At 60.5% G+C, this 18,505-nt stretch carries 20 protein-coding genes and 3 pseudogenes; 10 read left to right on the top strand and 13 right to left on the bottom strand.

Going from position 1 to position 18,505, the window contains the following annotated elements; genetic code table 11:
* A complete protein-coding gene (locus TW83_RS14735; protein ID WP_045983530.1) occupies positions 1-573 on the bottom strand; it encodes a recombinase family protein in 573 nt (190 codons plus the stop codon).
* 253 nt (positions 574-826) lie between these two features.
* Here TW83_RS14735 and TW83_RS14730 point away from each other — a divergent pair, with 253 nt between their 5' ends.
* Both TW83_RS14730 and TW83_RS19940 read left to right on the top strand, forming a co-directional pair.
* Complete coding sequence (locus TW83_RS14730; RefSeq protein WP_045983529.1) at positions 827-1,075, top strand: AbrB/MazE/SpoVT family DNA-binding domain-containing protein; 249 nt, start codon at positions 827-829, stop codon at positions 1,073-1,075.
* Positions 1,076-1,085: 10 nt separating this feature from the next.
* Positions 1,086-1,469, top strand: a complete 384-nt coding sequence (locus tag TW83_RS19940; protein ID WP_204245771.1) for a type II toxin-antitoxin system VapC family toxin — start codon at positions 1,086-1,088, stop codon at positions 1,467-1,469.
* A 2-nt stretch (positions 1,470-1,471) separates the two neighbouring features.
* Here TW83_RS19940 and TW83_RS14720 read toward each other — a convergent pair whose 3' ends face one another.
* The 9 genes and pseudogenes from TW83_RS14720 to TW83_RS14680 all read right to left on the bottom strand — a co-directional run bounded on the left by TW83_RS14720 (position 1,472) and on the right by TW83_RS14680 (position 10,589).
* Positions 1,472-2,473 (bottom strand): IS481 family transposase, encoded by a 1,002-nt coding sequence (locus tag TW83_RS14720; RefSeq protein WP_045983527.1) that lies wholly within the window; start codon positions 2,471-2,473, stop codon positions 1,472-1,474.
* A 114-nt stretch (positions 2,474-2,587) separates the two neighbouring features.
* Positions 2,588-3,757: a cation:proton antiporter gene (locus TW83_RS14715; protein WP_045983526.1), complete on the bottom strand. Its 1,170-nt coding sequence runs from the start codon at positions 3,755-3,757 to the stop codon at positions 2,588-2,590.
* A gap of 57 nt (positions 3,758-3,814) precedes the next feature.
* Positions 3,815-4,150 (bottom strand): thioredoxin domain-containing protein, encoded by a 336-nt coding sequence (locus TW83_RS22295; protein ID WP_045983525.1) that lies wholly within the window; start codon positions 4,148-4,150, stop codon positions 3,815-3,817.
* Positions 4,071-4,373 (bottom strand): annotated as a pseudogene (locus TW83_RS19935) (rhomboid family intramembrane serine protease); the annotation flags it as partial. The pseudogene TW83_RS19935 and the gene TW83_RS22295, both read right to left, overlap by 80 nt.
* 33 nt (positions 4,374-4,406) lie before the next feature.
* Positions 4,407-4,967, bottom strand: a complete 561-nt coding sequence (locus tag TW83_RS14705; RefSeq protein ID WP_045983524.1) for an NADH dehydrogenase ubiquinone Fe-S protein 4 — start codon at positions 4,965-4,967, stop codon at positions 4,407-4,409.
* A gap of 1 nt (position 4,968) precedes the next feature.
* On the bottom strand, positions 4,969-5,589 hold the full coding sequence (locus tag TW83_RS14700; RefSeq protein WP_045983523.1) for a hypothetical protein: 621 nt from the start codon (positions 5,587-5,589) through the stop codon (positions 4,969-4,971).
* A gap of 211 nt (positions 5,590-5,800) precedes the next feature.
* Positions 5,801-6,448: an HdeD family acid-resistance protein gene (locus TW83_RS14690; protein WP_045983522.1), complete on the bottom strand. Its 648-nt coding sequence runs from the start codon at positions 6,446-6,448 to the stop codon at positions 5,801-5,803.
* A 26-nt stretch (positions 6,449-6,474) separates the two neighbouring features.
* The gene (locus TW83_RS14685) at positions 6,475-7,617 is read right to left on the bottom strand and encodes a sigma-70 family RNA polymerase sigma factor (protein ID WP_045983521.1); all 1,143 of its coding nucleotides are present in this window, start codon (positions 7,615-7,617) and stop codon (positions 6,475-6,477) included.
* Positions 7,618-7,694: 77 nt separating this feature from the next.
* The gene (locus TW83_RS14680) at positions 7,695-10,589 is read right to left on the bottom strand and encodes an AAA family ATPase (protein ID WP_045983520.1); all 2,895 of its coding nucleotides are present in this window, start codon (positions 10,587-10,589) and stop codon (positions 7,695-7,697) included.
* 483 nt (positions 10,590-11,072) lie between these two features.
* On the opposite strand from TW83_RS14680, the gene TW83_RS20695 reads away from it, so the two are divergent.
* The 7 genes and pseudogenes from TW83_RS20695 to TW83_RS19930 form a co-directional block, all read left to right on the top strand.
* The gene (locus TW83_RS20695) at positions 11,073-11,276 is read left to right on the top strand and encodes a hypothetical protein (protein WP_035747601.1); all 204 of its coding nucleotides are present in this window, start codon (positions 11,073-11,075) and stop codon (positions 11,274-11,276) included.
* Between the two features lie 133 nt (positions 11,277-11,409).
* On the top strand, positions 11,410-11,838 hold the full coding sequence (locus TW83_RS14670; RefSeq protein ID WP_045983519.1) for an Hsp20/alpha crystallin family protein: 429 nt from the start codon (positions 11,410-11,412) through the stop codon (positions 11,836-11,838).
* A gap of 14 nt (positions 11,839-11,852) precedes the next feature.
* Positions 11,853-12,251 carry an Hsp20/alpha crystallin family protein gene (locus tag TW83_RS14665; RefSeq protein ID WP_045983518.1) on the top strand — a complete coding sequence of 133 codons (399 nt, stop codon included), beginning with the start codon at positions 11,853-11,855 and terminating at the stop codon, positions 12,249-12,251.
* A gap of 20 nt (positions 12,252-12,271) precedes the next feature.
* Complete coding sequence (locus TW83_RS14660) at positions 12,272-12,763, top strand: Hsp20/alpha crystallin family protein (protein ID WP_045983517.1); 492 nt, start codon at positions 12,272-12,274, stop codon at positions 12,761-12,763.
* Positions 12,764-12,835: 72 nt separating this feature from the next.
* Complete coding sequence (locus TW83_RS14655; RefSeq protein WP_045983516.1) at positions 12,836-13,786, top strand: YfdX family protein; 951 nt, start codon at positions 12,836-12,838, stop codon at positions 13,784-13,786.
* A 77-nt stretch (positions 13,787-13,863) separates the two neighbouring features.
* On the top strand, positions 13,864-14,784 hold the full coding sequence (locus tag TW83_RS14650; RefSeq protein ID WP_052714917.1) for a YfdX family protein: 921 nt from the start codon (positions 13,864-13,866) through the stop codon (positions 14,782-14,784).
* A gap of 252 nt (positions 14,785-15,036) precedes the next feature.
* Positions 15,037-15,222, top strand: a pseudogene (locus tag TW83_RS19930) (transposase); the annotation flags it as partial.
* A 183-nt stretch (positions 15,223-15,405) separates the two neighbouring features.
* On the opposite strand, the gene TW83_RS19925 reads toward TW83_RS19930, so the two are convergent.
* Genes TW83_RS19925 through argC form a run of 3 tightly spaced genes read right to left on the bottom strand, consistent with a single transcriptional unit; the run spans position 15,406 to position 17,505 of the window.
* Positions 15,406-15,822, bottom strand: coding sequence for a VOC family protein (locus tag TW83_RS19925; RefSeq protein WP_084693922.1), 417 nt, complete (start codon positions 15,820-15,822; stop codon positions 15,406-15,408).
* A 45-nt stretch (positions 15,823-15,867) separates the two neighbouring features.
* On the bottom strand, positions 15,868-16,515 hold the full coding sequence (locus TW83_RS14645) for an HD domain-containing protein (protein ID WP_045983515.1): 648 nt from the start codon (positions 16,513-16,515) through the stop codon (positions 15,868-15,870).
* A gap of 12 nt (positions 16,516-16,527) precedes the next feature.
* Positions 16,528-17,505, bottom strand: coding sequence for an N-acetyl-gamma-glutamyl-phosphate reductase (argC, locus tag TW83_RS14640; protein WP_045983514.1), 978 nt, complete (start codon positions 17,503-17,505; stop codon positions 16,528-16,530).
* Positions 17,506-17,727: 222 nt separating this feature from the next.
* Between argC and TW83_RS14635 the strand changes: the two are divergent.
* Positions 17,728-18,505, top strand: a pseudogene (locus TW83_RS14635) (Y-family DNA polymerase); the annotation flags it as partial.

The following is an 18,505-nucleotide window of genomic DNA, read 5'->3' as shown; positions in this document are numbered from 1 at the left end:
TCACCGGATTTCCGTATTTTCCTTGGTGCCTCCAGCGTCGAACGCCCGATAGACCGTCATCCGGGACACCCCGAGGTCACGGGCGATCCGAGCCTTGGACAGGCCATCTGAGGCCAGCTTACGGATCTTCGCATCGTCCACCCGCTTTTCCCGTCCCTTGTAGACGCCCTTGCCCTTTGCCGCCTCGATGCCGGCGCGCTGACGATCGCGAATGAACTTCAGCTCCATGTCGGCCACCATGCCGAGAACGGTGATGACCATCCGCCCCATGTCTCCGGCCGTGGTCACTTCGGGTTCGAGAACGCGAAGCGACGCTCCCTTTGCATCCAACTCATGCACCAGGTTCAGCACGTCGCGGGTTGACCGACCGAGCCGGTCGAGACGATGCACCACCAACTCGTCGCCCGCGCGCAGAAACTCCAGAATCGTCGCCAACTCGCTGCGGCCCTCGCGGGATGCTCCCGACCCGGTCTCGGCGCGAATGATCTCGCAGCCTGCCGACTTCAGTTTGGCTTTTTGAATGTCGAGATCCTGGCTCATCGTGCTGACGCGGGCATATCCGATCCGAGGCATGGGCAATCTGTCACGTTAGGGTGGTTGAGGTCCTGATACTGTCGCAAAGGCATCTTTGCCACTCTTTTGTGACACTCCAAGCCGTCACATCTGAATGTCACATCTAGGTGTGCCTAAATGTGACACAGAGAGCGGGCTGGTGGTTTAGAAACGGAGCTGCTTGCCTATTGGAGATGACTTTCCTGTTGTATCGATACTAAATATACTAGTGGGTATCATTTTTGAAAGTTAGACCAAAAAGGATATGCCTGTCATGACCACGCAGCGGGTACGGATCATCGAGGGGGGCAAGCTCGTCATCCCCGCGACCATGCGGCGAGAGTTGGGGATCGCAACAGGCGATACCGTGCTTGTCGAGATTGATGGCGGCGAGTTGCGCGTCCGCTCGCTCCCACAGGCTGTTGCCCGCGCCCAGGCCATCATGCGGCGGCATGTACCCGAAGGCGTGTCGCTTGCAGACGAGCTGATCGCCGATCGCCGGCGCGAGGCAGAGCGTGAGTAAGGCCGCAGTCTTGGACGCCTCAGCGCTTCTTTGTCTTTTGAATGGCGAGCCGGGTAGCGAGCGCGTTCTGGAAGCCCTGCCCATGGCAGTGATCGGCGCCACCAATTTCGCCGAGGTCGCATCCAAGCTGCGCGAGCGCGGCCTGAGCGTCAACGAGGTGGAGGACGTGCTCGGAGGCCTGCGTCTCGATATTCGGCCTCTCACCCCGGCCCAGGCCTACGCCATCGGTCATCTGCGCCCGGCGACTCGCTCCCTGGGACTATCGCTTGGTGATCGGGCGTGTCTTGCCCTTGCCGCTGAACTTGGCATACCTGCCCTGACTGCGGATCAAGTCTGGGCGGAGCTTAAAATCGGCGTTTCGATTGAGCTAGTTCGAGATCCAAGCATAGTGTGATCCTAGGTGTTCAGTCCCGACATCAGGTGGATCGGATCCAGGATGAATCGATCCGGCTCTGAAGTCCAGATTTTGCAGATGTATTCGTAGGGCGTGAGACCACCGAGGGTCTTGAGCCGACGCGCGAAGTTGTAGGCTGCCATGAAGTCCTCGAGATGCGTACGCAGTTGCTCGTGGCTGTCATAGTGGAAGCGCTTGACGTTCAGCGGGAAAACGATCCACCGGATCGTTTTCTGATCCGCTTCACCCTCCTTGATTGTGCGGTTCATCCGCTCGACTTGACCATTGGTCCATGGATGGATGGGTTTTGTCAGACGGTGCTCGATCCCGTTGGCCTCGCAGATCATGTCGAAGCGCTTTGGCCTGGAGTAGATGGTGTTCCGGTTCCGGGGCTGCTCTGCGAACTGAATTCCGTTGTCAGTAAGAATGGTGTGGACCTGGTAGGGCACCGCATAGAGCATGTGCTGCAAGAACTCCCATGCCGTCTTCCTGTCGGCATTGTCGACCAGCTGGGTGACCGCGAACTTGCTGGTCCGATCAATGCCGACAAAGAGGTAGAGCTTGCCTTCAGCGGTCTGAAGCTCTGCGATGTCGATATGGAAGAAGCCGATGGGGTAGCGCTTGAACTTTTGACGTTTCGGCTTGTCCCCTTCGACATCCGGCAGCCGGGAGATACCATGACGCTGCAGACACCGGTGCAGCGCTGATCGCGTCAGGTGCGGGATAGATGGCTGCAGAGCGAAGAGGCAGTCATCCAGTGGCAGCAACGTGTGCCGCCGGAACGCAACGACCATTGCCTCTTCTGCCTCGGTCAAGGTCGTTGAACGAGGTTCCTTTGGCCCGGTCTTCAGATCCTCGATCGTCGCCCGTTTGCGCCACTTCGCCACTGTCTTGGGATTGATGCCGAACTCCCGGCTCAGCGTCGCGAGCGAAGCCTGCGATCGCTGTATTGCTGCTCTGACAGCGTGCGTGGTCGTGGCGCTTCCGTGACGAACTTGTCCCATAGTGCCTCCTTCCATTCCTGAGAAAGGATCGCACCATCAAACCATGGGATCAAACACATAGAGTGTCAGCATTTCTCGCCTTGGCCACCGCAAAAATATGGCTGCCATACTTTGTCAACAGGGCCTAATGTCGATTGATCCTAAGCCTGACCCCGCCCATCTAATCATAAGACTTCCAGCCAACATGCTCACTCCAATCGCGAGGAGGAGGGGGCCGGCGAACTCCTCGGCCACTGTACCCGACGTCGAGGAAACCGATAGCAACATCAGGCTGAATTCTCCCCCGTTGGCCAAGATGACTCCGGTCCGCAATGAGGTCTGAAGCGCTTCGCCGAATAGTCGGGCGACGACGAAAACAATCAGCGTCTTTCCGCAGAGTATTATTGCAAGCCAGACCAGCACGGCAGGCCATTGAGATGGAAGGATCCAAAGTGGCAATTGAGTCCCGATACCGATAAAGAAAATCCCGACAAACAAATCGCGGAAAGGCCGTATCTCGTTCTCGACAGCATGGCGCGCGTCTCCCTCGCCGATGATCATGCCGGCCGCGAATGCGGCGAGTGCCGGAGAAAGGCCGGCGGTGGCCGCGACAATCGCGGACCCTAGTGCAATGGTGAGCGCGAGAAGCTGGGCAAGTTCCGGATCGCCACGCGACGCTACCCAACGGGCCAGCAACTGCAACGGGCCACGCGCAATGAACAGAGCTGCAACCAATGCCGTTGCACTGGCGACGACCGTTATCACGCCATGTCCCTCGGCGGCTCCGCTCATCGAATCGTGCAGAAGCAGGAATGCTACAGCTGCCAAGTCTTGAAACAGAAGCACTGCAATGGCCAGACGCCCTTGGGCCGATCCCAGAGCGTTCGCGCTTGCGAGCACCTTGAGGCACATGGCCGTCGATGACATGGCAACGGCCCCGCCGATGAGGATAGCGGGGACGGGCGCGAGATCGAAGATCAGACTCGCTATCAACGACACCGATATCGTCGTGACTGCAACCTGCGCGGCTCCAAGACCGAAGACATGCTTCCTGAGCGTTACGAGCTTCTCGAACGAGAATTCCAGGCCAAGAGCGAACAGCAGGAGTACTACTCCGATCTCGCCGATGCTGCTCAGGGCAGCGTTTTCGGCAATCAGGCCGAGGCCGGCAGGTCCGATGACTATGCCGGCAAGAATGTAACCGACGATACTGGGCATGCCGATCCGTGAACATATCGTCACGAGCACGAACGCGGCAAAGACCAACAAGGCCGCACTTTCAATAAATCCGGTCACGCCATGCATGTTCTTGTCCTTCTTGTCCTGATGGCATGGCGCAGGTAAGGCCAATACCTGTAAACTCTAGACGTGCGACCGCGCCCACTGCGCTATCTGCGCGGCAGGCATTGCACCGCTCGTCCTCGCGATTTCCTTGCCGCTCCTGAACAGGATCATGGTGGGAGTGCCGCGGATCCCGTAGCGGCCGGCAATCTGCTGTTTGGCCTCGGTGTCGAGCTTGCCCAGGCGGACATGGGGTTCGAGCGAGCGCGCCGCCGCCTCGAACTGGGGCGCCATCATCTTGCATGGCCCGCACCACTCGGCCCTGCGTGAATCTACCCGGTCCGAGCCGATCTTCGACGGCGGGGCCGAAGATCCACAGCGTCCACATGTTGAGGATGAGGTGAAGCCAGCCCGCATGAAGGAAGATGTTGGTCAGGAACGGGGTCCAGTCGGACGGGGCGACGAGGCGGAGCTGACCGAAGACGCGCGACGGCACTAGCGCGAAGTCGAACGGGAACCGGTCGAGCACGCGCGGCGGCAGGCCGACCTGATAGAGGAACGCAAGGGCGCTGATCCCAATGACCGACCAGACGACGATCGGCGGGTATCGGCGTGCGACGGTGTCAGCCCACGGGAACATGCGACGCCTCGTCGCGCCTGTGGCCGGCCGTCGTCACGGTTTCTTCCCTGCGACTGTCACACCCGTCCACGCCGGAGGATCAGAGGCAGGAAAGGATTCGAGCGAGGCTTCGAGGACCGGGTCGAAACTCTCCCTGTCGCTGGTAGACGGGTCGGCCGTGCTCTCATGCTGGACGCCTCTTGAGAGGCGGCGATCGGGGCGGAACGGGACCCGGAAGGCTCCCGGGGCATCGACGCCCCTGTGCAGCCGGTGGCGCGTCTCCCCCGCCCACGGGTTCGCCGCACGGGCCTTTCCGACGTCCTCGCGCACGACATATCGCCAGTCCTGCCGCTCGGCGAAGTCCACGGCGCTGTCGCGGTCGGGGAATTTCAGCCGGATCTGGCGATAGGGATCGTCGCTGGAGGTATGTCCCATCAGCGGGTCGATCTGCGGCGGCCGGGACGGCTCGAACTCCAGGACCCAGTAGTTGGGCCGAGGCGCCGATGTCATCGCGGAACGGGCAGGACGGTAGATGATTGCCGTCGGCACGTCCCAGGATGGCAGATCGGTTCCGGGAATTTTCGGCGGGAATGGTGGACGATTATGGCCGCGCATATCAGTTCTCCCGGGTGTCGGTGGATACGAGAAGGTGACGTTCGAGATCGTCGAGTTTTTCCATTCGCCTCGAATTCAGGCGAACGGCGCGTTCGGTGTTCTGCGAAGGAAAGGCAGCAGCGTGCAGCACGTCCGACCGCATCGCTATCGTAAGATCGGCGACGGCATTCATCACGCGCTCTCCGTCCCCGTCCGAGAGCGTGCCGTCAGCAAAACCGGACTGCAAGCTCTCCAGTACCTGCTCGAAGCTGGACACGACCCCTGCACTCGCGACCACAGCCAGCTTGTGGCTGAGAACACGCAGTTCATCGATCAGCCTCGCATCGTGCCTTGCGGTTTCCACGATCTCTGCGACCTTCTCGATGCAGGCCATGTAAATGTCGCATTGCTGCTGGAGGATGATGACCCTTCCTTCCTTGCGAAGCTCGAGATCGGTCTGGCGGTTGAGAAGCGCCGCGGTCAGAATGATCGTCACGACAGCGCCGAGAAAGATGAGCGTCATCTCCTGCGCGAAAGGCAGCGTGTCTTCGGCAAGATACATCGAGCGAAAAACGAAAACGATGCCGATGCCCAAGGCAGCGGCCGCAGCCGCAAATGCCAAGTCAGGCAGGCGGTTCGACATCAGCACCTCGCATTTTCGGTGTCAGGTGGCATGCACGGCTTTGCATCGGCGTCCGGCGCCTCTGCGTCCCGGTGCCGCAGGAAGATTGGCGTCGGACCGCTGCCGAACGGATTGAAGCCGGTGCTCAGGCAACGGTCGAAGATCGTTTCGTCCCATCGGGTGAAATCGTGCTCCTCGCCGGCAAGTCGCCCGTCATCCACCACAGGGCACCTCACGCCTTTGCCGATGGGGGAGCGTCATCGAAGGCCGCACCGTCCGAACGATCCGCCTTGCGAAGCCGTAACCCGAGGAGGATCATCATCACCCCGAAGAACGCGGCGTAGAAGCCGATCAGCCAGCCGAGCGCGAGGAAGCTTTCGACCGGGCGCGTCAGCAGCATCCAGGTCACGACGACACCGAGAACGACCGAGAGAAGGCCGCTCAGGATCAGCCAGATTTCGCCGTCGATTTCCTTTCGCAGGCGGATCGCTGCCGCGATCTCGAGGGCACCCGAGAACACGGACCAGAAGGCGATGCTGGCCCAGAGGAATGTCGCAAGCACAAGCGTCGCGACAAAAGGCGAGACAACCACGACGACGCCCGTGGCGATGCCCAGAATGCCGCTGAACATCAGCCAGCCCCAGCGTTCGCCCTTGCGGATGTTACGTATCGCGGCGACGAGGCCGAACGCGCCGTCGGCAAAGGCGAACGCGCCGAAGACCAGCGTGAGCGCCAGAAGCGATTGCGCAGGCATGACGAAGGCTAGCACTGCGATGATCAATGCGAGCACGCCGCGTAACACAAATGCCCACCAATTCCGGGACAGGCTGCACAGCATGTCCTGCATCTTGTCGGTCGGGTTTTCAGAGGCTGTGGTCATTGGTCGATCTCCTATTCAGTTCCATGTCAGGTGTCGGAGCCGGCCTCCTCGCCGGTTAGGGCGGCGGCCACGCGGCGGCGATCCTCGATCGGCTGAGGCAGACGCTGCGTGTGAGCGATTTCCCGTTCGATGGGCGCGCGGCCTGATGGATCTCTGACCAACCCGGCTTCGGCAAGCCTCGCGCGTAGTGTCGCGCCCGCATTTTCTGCGATCTCGGCGACCTCTGTCTCGGTCAGGCCGAAAAGGTCTGCCGTCTCCGCGATCGTGGCGTCTTCCAGGTACATCCGATACAGGACGCGGCGCTCGACCGGAGCAAGATCTGCGATAGCCCGGTGCAATGCCATGGCGATCTTATGACGATCCACTTCGGTCTCGAGGTCTGTGCCGCCGTCGTCGGCGATGAGGTCCTCCAGCATCAGCACTTCGTCGGGCTGGTAGAACTCGAACATCGCCTGATCCGCCTCGGTCGGATCCTCCGCCGGGGCCTCGGGTTCCGCCTCGATGGAGGCGGCATCCTCAGGCACGGCGCGGCGGGCGGCGCGGGATTCTTCCTCGATGGTCTCAAAAGCCAGCCGTTTCAGCCAGTCGCCGACGGAAAACTCCGAAGGCCGATCCTCGAAGCGGGCCAGCCCCTTGAGGATCGTCGCATCGACGATATCGCGAACGCTCAGGTAGCCAGCCGGCACAGACCCGCTACACTCGAGATAGGTCAACTCGCGCCTGACGGTATCGTAGACCGTATCGAGATGATCCTCGATCAGGTCAAAGAAGAGCTGGCGCCGGTCCGCTTCCGCCGCATCCCGCGCGGGCGACAGCGGGGCGCCGATCCGGCGCCGGCGGGCGGGACGCTTGTATTCAGGCTCGTGCTTGAGGCGCGCCACATGCCGATCGACCTGGTGGCGCAGGTCGGCAAAGGCCTTGCGCAGGACAGGCTCGATCTCGAATCCCTCTTCCCGCGCCGCGATCACGCCCGACGGCAGTTGCAGGCGCAGGCTGACTTCGATGCGCTTCTTGCCCCTCGTCTGCGAGGCAACGACTTCGAGCCGGACCAGATCCTCGCGAAAGCGCGCAAGGTGCGGTTCAAGTTGCCGCACTTCTTCCTCGATGACCTCAGGCGCGCGCTGTTGGCCGTGCCGGTCGAGATTGCGGAATGATCTAATGACGTTCATGCCGTGGACCTTCCTATAACTCTCCGAAGAGATGGTCCGGCGCGACCGATATCGCGCCGGGCCAGTCTTTTGCGCTGTCACTCGGCGGACTTGTCGTCCTTGGACTGCACCTCATCCCCAACGCTGGGCTTCGGAACGTCCGTGTTGTTTTCGGCAACTTCGCTGGGCTCCTCGATCCCGGCCTTGGCCTGATCGTCCGGGCTGTCGTCACCGGTGTCCTTTACGATCTTTTCGAACACGACCCTCTGTTCGTCTTCCGACCAGGCGACGCGGACCTTGTCACCATCCTCGATCCGCCCGGAGAGCATCTCGCGAGCCAACTCGGTCTCCAGCTCCGACCGGATCAGCCGGCGCAGCTCGCGGGCGCCGAATTCGGGGCGGAAGCCGACCGCGCCGAAGTGATCCACGACGCTCACGTCCAATTCGAGTTCGACGCCCTGGGTAAGGGCGGTCCGCTTCACCCGGTTGAGCTGCAACTCGACGATCTGGCGGATCTCCGACTGATTCAGCGAATGAAAGACGATGATCTCGTCGATCCGGTTGATGAACTCTGGCCGGAAATGACCGCGCAACACCTCCATCAGTTCGGATTTCTGCTTGGCCTCGTCGAACTCACTGCTGCCGCGTTTCGTGAGGTTGCGCTGGATGATGTCGGAACCGAGGTTCGAGGTGGCGATGATGATGGTGTTGGTGAAGTCCACCACGCGGCCCTTGCCATCTGTCAGGCGGCCATCGTCGAACACCTGAAGCAGGATGTTGTACACATCCGGGTGTGCCTTCTCAATCTCGTCGAGCAGCACCACCGAATAGGGCCGGCGGCGGACCTTTTCGGTCAGCTGGCCCCCCTCGTCATAGCCGACGTAGCCGGGAGGCGCGCCCACCAGCCGGGCGACCGAGTGGCGCTCGCCATACTCGGACATGTCGATGCGGATCAGCGCATCCTGGTCGCCGAAGATCACCTCCGCGAGCGTCTTGGCCAGTTCCGTCTTGCCAACCCCGGTCGGCCCGAGGAACAGGAAGGTCGCAGTCGGACCGGATCCTTCGCGCAGACCCGCGCGCGCGAGACGCACCGCATCGGCCACGGCGCGGATCGCTTCTTCCTGGCCGATGACGCGCTCGTGCAGCTTCTCCTCGAGCTTGAGGAGCTTGTCCTTCTCCTCGGCGGTCAGCTCCGTGATCGGAACGCCGGTGATCTTGGAGACGATCTGCGCGACGTGATCGGCGCGCACCTCGGCGGTCGCCGAAGCCTGGTCGCGCTTCCAGATTTCCAGAAGCTCGTCCAGCTCCTTCTGCTTCTGCTCCAGCTCCTTCTTCAGTTCTGCTGCTCGGTCGAATTGCTTGCGGGCTGCGGCATAGTCCTGCTCGCGCCTGATCTGCGCGGCTTCGGCCTCCAACTCCTGGACGTCCACAGGGCGCGCTGTGGCACTGATCTTCACCCGTGCGGCTGCCTGATCGATCAGGTCGATCGCCTTGTCGGGCATGAAGCGGCCAGTGATGTAGCGATCAGAAAGCTCGGCTGCCGCGACGATGGCCTCGTCGGTGATCGTCACCTTGTGGTGCGCCTCCAGCGTGTCGCGCAGGCCGCGCAGGATCATGATGACCTGAGCTATCGTGGGTTCCTCGACATAGACCGGCTGGAACCGTCGCTCGAGCGCCGCGTCCTTCTCGATGTATTTCTGGTACTCGTTGAGCGTCGTCGCGCCAATCAGGTTCAGCTCGCCCCGCGCCAGCGCCGGCTTGAAGGTGTTGGCGATGTCGAGACCACCTTCGCCACCGCCCTGGCCGGCGCCGACGATGGTGTGCATCTCGTCGATGAACAGGACCAGGCTGTCCTTCTCCTCGGTGATCTCCTTGAGGATCTTCTGGACTCGCTCCTCGAATTCGCCGCGATACTTCGACCCGGCCACCATCGAGTTGATGTTGAGCTCGACCAGCCGCTTGTCGCGCAGCGCCTCGGGCACTTCGCCCGCGACGATCCGTTGTGCAAGTCCCTCGACGATGGCGGTCTTGCCCACGCCGGGCTCGCCGATCAGCACCGGGTTGTTCTTTTTCCGGCGGGCCAGCACTTCGATCGTCGTCTCGATCTCGCGGGCGCGGCCGATGACGGGATCGAGCTTGCCATCGCGGGCGAGCTTCGTCAGGTCACGGCTGAACTGGTCGAGATCGGGTGTGTTCGACGGAGTCTCGACGCGGCCTTCCTCGGCTCCCTTGCCGACCACCTTCGTCACCTGCTGACGCAGCGCCTGCGGCGTCAACCCCAGCTTGCGCAGCATCGCGGCCGCAAGGCCTTCGCCCTCTTCGGCGAGCCCGATCAGCAGATGTTCCGGCCCGACATAGGAATGGCCAAGCTCGTTCGAGGCGATGAAGGCCCGGTTCAGCGCGTCCTTGAGACGCGGGCTGACGCCGATTTCGCCTTCCGTCTTGGCGTCTCCACGCTTCGCTTCCTTCTCGATCTGGCGCCGCAGATCGTCCACATCGACCTTGAACTGTTCCAGGATCGTCTTGACGACGTCAGACGAGGTCAATGCCAGAAGCAGATGTTCGGTATCGACCTCGCTGCGCCCGAATTCCCCGGCCTTCTGTGCCGCATCCTGCAGCAGCTTGTTGCCCTGTTCGCTCAGCCGGTCGGCGATGGTGCGTCCGCCGCCGCGCCGCGATCCACGCCGCGGCGCGCCCTCGCCGACAGTGGCGTCGACGACAGCGTCATCGCCATCACCCATAGAGCCGAGCGTGCCGCCTTGCAGCGGACTGTCACCAAAGAGGCTGCCGAAACCGCTCTCGCCGAAGAATTCGTCAAGAAGGGAACGCCGTCCGAACAGGGACTCCAGCGGCGAGGCGCTGCGCCCCGACCGGCGCGCCATTTCGCTGTAATGCTGGTTGCAAAGCTCCATGTTCTGAACCCTGCCGTTCACCGAGGCGCGCACGCGCGCCGTCGCCGGGCGACCGCAAATATCGCAAGCTCCGTTTGCCATTCGTCTTCTCCGTTTCATTATCCAGTCAGGGTTGGTCGCCGATCATCTGCGCCAGTGACAGTGTCACGCAGCGACCGCTTCCGTTCTTTTCACCTTGGACCCAATTGCCACAAGATCGGGCTCGTCCACGGTCTCTCGTTGCAGGAGACCCTGCGCCGATTGCTCGAGAAGATCCAGTCTTTCTTTCCATACCGATTTGCTCCCTCTAGCGTGAGTGCTGCGCACGTATGCGTTCGAGAAGTGCGAGAAGAACACGCCTCTCGTCGACTGATAGGTCCGGTAAGATGTCTTCCTTCAACGCCGCTCGTCAGGGGTCTAGTTGTCGCAAGCTTTTCTGCGTCTTTCTCGTCGGCACAACGGTCTGCGACCGCCGCTCATTTTATGACGGCGACCGCTCAACCCAGCCCCCGCGCCATGCGGTCCACGAGTTGCCCTCCAGCCGCGCCGTGAGGTCGCTGATCACGAGGCCGGGGAATCGTCCACATGGGCGGCTGCCATCCACGACAGTCGCGTCTGACCGGGCTCACGGCTTTCATCGTCGATCCGCTGCTGGATGTGCTGGGCGACCCGATGGATCGTCGTGCCGATCAACGCATCGCCGGATGCAATCATCATTTGACCTCCAAGGGTCTGTTGGTCGTCGCGAAGCTCCATCAGACGCCGCTGGAGATTGAAATGCTAGCATAAATTATGTTTGCGTTGTATATCCTTGTGAGCGTAGAATTGAAAAGGTTTCGGGATCGATATCTCTTGCGGTGGCGATGGAACCGCGAAAGCAGTGTTTTCCTGCACGACGTCGTTGAGCCACAGGAGACCAGCAATGCTCTATCCAACATATCTACGCCGCAGCGACCCCTTTGCGCTGATGCGCTCCATGATGCGCGATCTCGACCGCGGTTTCTGGCCGTCGCCGTCTCGTGCGGCATTCCCGACAGTGAATGTCTGGCAGGATGCGGAAGCCGTCGCCATTACTACCGAACTTCCTGCCATCGAGCCGGGCGATATCGAGATCGCGGTCAAGGACAACGTCCTGACGATTTCGGGCGAACGAACGGCGTCCGAGGTGTCCGAGGGCGCGCGCTGGCACCGCAGAGAGCGCGGGTATGGCAAGTTTTCTCGCGCGATCCGTCTGCCCTTCGCGGCCTCGGATGACAAGGTCGAGGCGAAGATGGCGAACGGCGTACTGCGGGTCGTCATCTCCCGGCCTGAGGAGGAGAAGCCGAAGAGAGTTGAGATCAGGGCAGCCTGAGAAGGGCTGGAACGATGAGCACCGACATCACGCAAGCCACCGAAAAGACGCCGACTGACGCGCCTGAAACCGCCGGCGGCGGCCGCATCTACCACCCGCTGACCGATATCGTCGAGACCGATCAGTGTGTCTCCATGATGGTCGAAATGCCTGGGGTCGCCGCCGGTGCGGTCAAAATCACACTCGAAAACCGCGGGCTGACGATCCGCGGCAAGGTTGAGCCGATGCGGCCAGAAAACCTGGAACTTGCCTATGCTGGACGTGCCGAGGGCGATTTTGAGCGTGACTTCACGCTTTCCGAGAACTTCGACCCCGACAGGACCGAAGCCGAGATGCGTGGAGGCGTCCTCACTTTGACGCTCCCCCGAGCCCCTGAGGCGCAGCCGAAAAGGATCGCCGTCAAGGGCGCCTGAAAATCGAAGGAGACACCATCATGCAGATCAAGGACCTGATCCCCTGGGCGCGCAAGGACGGCGCGCCAGACGCCAAGAGCAGCGAAGACAACCCGATCGCGACGCTCCAGCGCGAAATGAACCATGTGTTCGAGAACTTCTGGAACAGGGTCGGTCATTTCGAATGGCCCTTTGGTAGCGGCGAGGCGAAATCCGACGTGGTCGAGACCGACAAGGCGATCGAAGTGTCGATCGAACTGCCGGGCATGGAGATGAAGGACATCGAGGTGACGGTCAACGATGACATGTTGACTGTGAAGGGGGAGAAGAAGATCGAGCGCCAGGAGGAGAAGAAGGGATACTACCTCTCCGAGCGCAGCTACGGCGCGATCTACCGGACAATTCCGCTCCCCCCCGGTGTGGATGGCGAAAAGGCGCAAGCCTCCTTCAAGAACGGGGTTCTGACGATCAAGCTGCCCCAGACTCCCGAGGCGCAGGCCAAGGTCAGGAAAATCGCGGTCAAGGAGGCCTGATCCGGGCATTGATCGTGCCAACTCTGCGGCGAAACCGCCGTAGAACCAATCACAGCCGAAAGGAACAGACTGATGAAACTCAGGAATCTTTACGCGGGAACAGCTTTGGCCCTGCTGATTGTCAGCGCCGGCCCTTCCTGGTCTCAGGATACGGCTCAGGCGGAAGCTGAAGCGCAGGCGGTCAACCGGGAGCAGGTCGAAGAGAGCGTGACCGCCGAAACCGATTCACAGCTCGCCGATAAACGCACCGCCGTGATCCAGGAGGCGGTCGACGCGCTCGATGAAACGAACGCTGCGATCGCCGCGATCGAGAAGGGCGATATAGATGCGGCGATTGCTGCGCTCGCGTTGGCCACGGGGAAGCTCGAGACCGTCGTCGCGCGTGAACCGGATCTCGCTTTGGCGCCCGTACGGATCGATCATGTCACCTATGACGTTCTGGGCAGCGTCGAAGCCGTCCGAGGACTCGGCAAACAGATCGCGGACTTGGTCGACGATGGGAAGTTCCAGGAAGCGAGACCGCTGCTGAGCGGGTTCGCGTCCGAGGTTGTCATCCGGACAACCAGCCTTCCGCTTGCGACCTATCCCGACGCGATCCTTGCAGCGACGGCACTGCTTGATGACGGAAAGACCGACGAAGCGATGACGGTACTCAACGCCGCACTGAGCACCCAGGTGGTGACCGACATAGTGATCGCCCTGCCTCCGCTCAGAGCCGTAGCGATGATCGAGAAGGCCAAAGCTCTGCTCAATGACGACGGTGAGGCGGCGAACGACAAAGCCGCTACTGAAGATGCCGATCTGACGGCCGCCGACTATGTTGAGGCGGCACGCCAGGAACTCGAAATCGCCGAAGCGCTCGGCTACGGCCGCGAAAGCGATTTCGAGGATCTGCATGAGGCGCTGGATGAGTTGGACCGTCAGATTGAGGCGCAGGAGGATACCGGAGGGATCTTTGACCGTATCGACGATGGGTTTGGACGCCTGAAAGAGCGGCTGTTCAATCGAAACAGTGACATCTGACTTTGCTCATGTCTCAGGTTTGAACGCGGAGGGCTCTTGTGGCCCTCCGCACATCAAAACAGCGAAGGATACCGATCATGACCTCTGAACAAGAAACTATTCAAGAGACCGAAACGGCCGGTGATGCCACGAAGTCTTCCACGGAATTGGCAGAGAAGGCTGGGGCGACCAGCGGCAACGATGCACCGCGCGAACACGTCGACGGCAGTGTTTCGGAACATGTCTCCGCTGAGCTCTCCGATCGCAGGGATCAATTGATCAAGGAAGCGGTCGATGCTCTGGCAGAAACAAAGGTAGCGATCGAGGCCTTGCATGAAGGGAATAAACAGGACGCCATCGACGCGTTGGCCCGGGTGACTGGAAAGCTTGAGACGGTTGTCGCGCGAGAGCCGGACCTCGCAATGGCCCCTGTCGCCGCTGACTATCGCATCGTCGACTTGATTGCTACGCCGGAAACGGTACGAGATATCGGCATCTTGATCGAGCACCATGTTCGCCGCGGAGACTTTCAGATCGCGCGATCGCTGATGCGTGATTTTGCCAGTGAGATCGTGATCGAGCTCAGGGCATTGCCGTTGAAGACCTACCCTGACGCGATCCTCGAAGCCACGCGTCTGATTGATGAAGGCAAGACAGAGGCGGCAACCACGATCCTCAACACAGCCCTGTCGACAGTCGCAGTTGTTGAAACCGTCGTCCCTCTTCCAACCGTGCGGGCCAAAGCGATGATATCCAAGGCCAAGGCGCTACAGGCAGGTGAGGCTTCCGATGCTGACGGAAAACCGTCTCTGGATGACTATATCGAAGGAGCCAGGGTTGAATTGGAGATCGCAGAAGCACTGGGCTACGGGCGTAAAAAAGACTTTAAAGACCTACATAATGCGATAGCGGATTTGAAGAAATCGCTAAAGGACCGCAAGAAAGCGGCCGGGATCTTCTCAAAGATAGCTGATCACTTCGAAGACTTGAAAGCCCGATTGTTCGACGCGTCGCGATAGACTTCCCACCACGCGGATCAGTGCGTTTCAAATGGATAGGCCAGAACGCTGCATGACACGTTCTGGCCTTTTTTGATGAATGATCTGTAGTGGTTCGGATCTCACCGGCTCTGTTGCGCAAATCGGGTGATAGCCGAGGTTCCCCTTTCCCCGGACGGACTTATCCCTTTCCCCCGTCAGCGCCTATGGCACAGATTTAAGGTTGTGATTTAAGGAGGATTTGGGCTTCGTCGTAGTGACGAAGGAACGAAGATGAAGCCCAAATCCTCCAATTCAAAATCGCCGACCAAGCCCCCTGCAGAGCGCGTGGTCAAGGACATCCGGCGTCAGACCCGCCGCCACTTCTCGGCCGAAGACAAGATCCGCATCGTGCTTGAAGGTCTTCGCGGTGACGACAGTATCGCCGAGTTGTGCCGCAAAGAGGGCATCGCGCAGAGCCGGTCCTCAGCCGCCAGTAGATGCCGTTCAGAACCCGCCGGTCATCTACCCGCGGCACCCCGCGCGGCTTCAGATGGGCTCCTTCAGATGGGCTCCTTGCGTCGATAACCCTGCGCAGCGTCGCTTGCCGCTTTGCGGGCCATGGACAAACCGGGCTTTCATCGGACTTGGGCAAATGGCGGTCTAACCGTCTCGTCCAGGCTCGTCTGGATTGTTGGAATAAAGCGCAATTTTGTTTCCCTGAGGGTCCCGGAGATAGCCCACGTAGAAATGAGGGCCATACGCATCGCGGAAGCCAGGTTGGCCCTCGTCCCTACCGTTGGCAGCGAGCGCTGCCGAATGAAGTTCACGGACTTCTTGCTGGCTTCGTGTCTGGAATGCCACCATCGCGCCATTGCCAACCGATGCCGGACGTCCGTCAAATGGGGGTTTGACGTAAAATGCGGGCAAGACGGCAGGCTCGTCAGGAAGCTCGGGGAGCTCGTAGCTGAGACCTTCCGGGCCTTCTACCAGTTCGTAGCCGAGGGCAGGCAGGAACGCAGAGTAAAATCGCTTTGCGCGCGGGATGTCATCGGCACCGACGGTGATATAGCTGATCATACAACAGGTCCATTGTCAGAGGATGATAGGAGACTGAGCCGCCGGTCAGAGCGCGCGCGCTTTGATTTCGATTGGGTCAATTCCATGATGCCGCATCTTCTTTTCTGCCCTGGATCTGATGACAGCAAGCAAGGTTATCAATGCCGTGTCATGGGCGCATTCGCGGTCCATCTTTGTGTAGACGAGATCTAACTCTTGCTCGGTCCAGGTCTGTAAATCCGCAAGATTGTGTTGGTGCTGCACCTCAAGCTTGTCGAGCGCACGTGCAAACTTCGCCTCTGCGGTCTCGCAGTCTTCGTATTCACGCCATAGCTCAAAGAGCAATCTTCCCGACGCCGCTGGTAGCATCCCGCGCATGGCTTCCATGGCTTCCGCTTCATAAGCAAGCTTGGTGTTCTTACGGGTGCTTTCTTCAAAATATGGAATATCCCCGGTGATGGCCTCCGCTATGTCATGGAGTGCGATCAGCTTCAGGGTCTGTCCCAGGTCGACAGGATGCTGAAGGTGTGGAGCCATCAGGACGGCCGCCACTGACATCATCCACGTATGTTCCGCGACACTTTCCTGCCGGCCATTCGATAGCCAGCTATGGCGCATCTCGGTCTTCAAGTTTTCGGCCAAGCCCAACACGTCCACAATGCCCTCAGCATCGGCACTGGGAAGTGTCGCGCTATCGCAGTTGTTTTCTGTCATGGGGCCCTCCTGTCACGGCCAAACAGATGCGCCTTCCAGACCGGTGGTTTCTGGCAGGCCGCAGATCAGGTTTGCGTTTTGCACCGCATGGCCGGCTGCACCCTTGCCAAGATTATCCACCACACCCATCGCGATCACCAGGTTTCGCTCTGGATCAGCTGCATAGCTGACGAATGAAAGGTTCGAGCCGGTAGCCCATTTTGTTTGCGGCGGCTTATCGGTCACCCGCACAAAGGCACGGTCGGCATAGTAGCGCCTTGCCGCGTCTAGGCACTGATCGGTAGTCGCGGTTCCGCGACAGTAGATGGTGACCAGCACACCACGGGTCATCGGCACCAGATGCGGCGTGAAAACCAGACCGAAGGCGTCGCCACCGCTGAGATGTTCGATGGTCTTGGCTATCTCAGGCATGTGGACATGCTTGAGCAGACCATAGGGCTGCAAGTTCTCGTTGCTCTCTGCGTATCCGAACTTGCTGTCACCGCCGCCCCGACCTGCGCCGGAAATGCCGGTCTTGGCGTCGATGATGATGTTGCTGGGCGCGATCAGCTTGTTCACCAGCAGTGGAGCCAGAGCATTCAGCGTAGCTGCAGGAAAACAGCCGGGGTTGGCGACGCGGCTCTGACCTTCGAGTTGTGCAGGCCAGACGTCAGCCAAGCCGTATGCCCATCCCTCGACGTAGCGGTGGTCGCCCCCAATATCGACGATCTTCACTCCGTCCGGAACGCGCGCCAGCGCTTCGGCCGATGTGCCCGTAGGCAACGAGGCGAAGAGCACGTCTAGCTTCGGCAGCGCAGCAGGGTCCCATTTCTCGATCACCAGGTCGGCCAGCTTGTCCGGCACGCCGGGGAAGCGGTCAATCAATCGACTGCCGGCGCTACCCTCGCCTGCGGCGTACACCAGTTCGAACGACGGGTGGCTGGCGATCAGGCGCAGCGCTTCACCGCCGCCAAAACCGCTGATGCCGACAATGCCGACGCGAATGCTCATGGTGATGTCCTACTTACAAAAGCGGTAAACATAATCAGCAAGTTCACTGGAAACTTCGATGATTTACGCCCCATTGTCCACGCTTCCCACACAAATCCGCTGCTGATCCCCGGACCATGGAAGCGGCAAAATAAAAGGTTCAGCGTACTGCCGCAACAGACTGGCGGGGATTGACTTCTATTCCACATAAATGGAGATTTTTCGAGACGCGTCTCAGCAGTCTTGCAAAACTATTCCCCGCGCATTGAGAATTATTCAATTGATGAATCGTTCGTCCAATTGAGCGGGTTCAAAGATCGCATGGAAACCCATGCGGCCCAAATGCGGGATGCAGTCAAAACCGAAACAGGCATCCCGACATGTGTCGGCATCGCGCCCACCAAGACGCTTGCCAAGCTGGCGAATTACGCCGCCAAGAAGAACCCGATATTTTCCGGGGTCTGCAATCTCATGAACGAGGACGTGCGGGACTATGTAATGCGTCGCATTCCTGTCGGAGAAATCTGGGGCGTCGGGTCCGCGACCGAGGCCAAGCTGAAGGCTCAGGGGATCAAGTCTGCCGCCGACTTGCGGGATCTGCCTCTGCCCCTTGGCCGCAAGATCGGCACGGTTGTCCTTGAACGCCTGGTGGCCGAGCTGCGCGGGCTGTCGTGCATTGATTTTGAGGACGTGCCCCCACAGCGCAAGGGTATGGCCGTCACCCGCTCTGCGGGCACGCCCATGACCAGTTTCGACACGCTGGCCCAGGCCATCACCGCGCATGCCACAAGGGCGGCCGAGAAGCTGCGCCAGCACGAGCTGGTTGCAGGTGCGCTGACCGTTTTTTTTCACACGAACCCGCACAAGTCGGACCGCCCACAACACTCTGCGTCCCGCAGCGTGCGGTTGCGGCCCATGTCAAACCATACGTTCGACCTGGTAGATGCCGCTGTCTCAGCTGCGCGGGGGGGCTGGAAGGGCGATCCTTCAGGAAACGGCTATGGCTACACCAAGGCCGGGA

Origin of the sequence: Paracoccus sp. S4493, from assembly GCF_000967735.1 — a bacterium.
Classification (GTDB): domain Bacteria; phylum Pseudomonadota; class Alphaproteobacteria; order Rhodobacterales; family Rhodobacteraceae; genus Paracoccus; species Paracoccus marcusii.
This window is presented reverse-complemented; position numbering and strand designations above follow the sequence as displayed.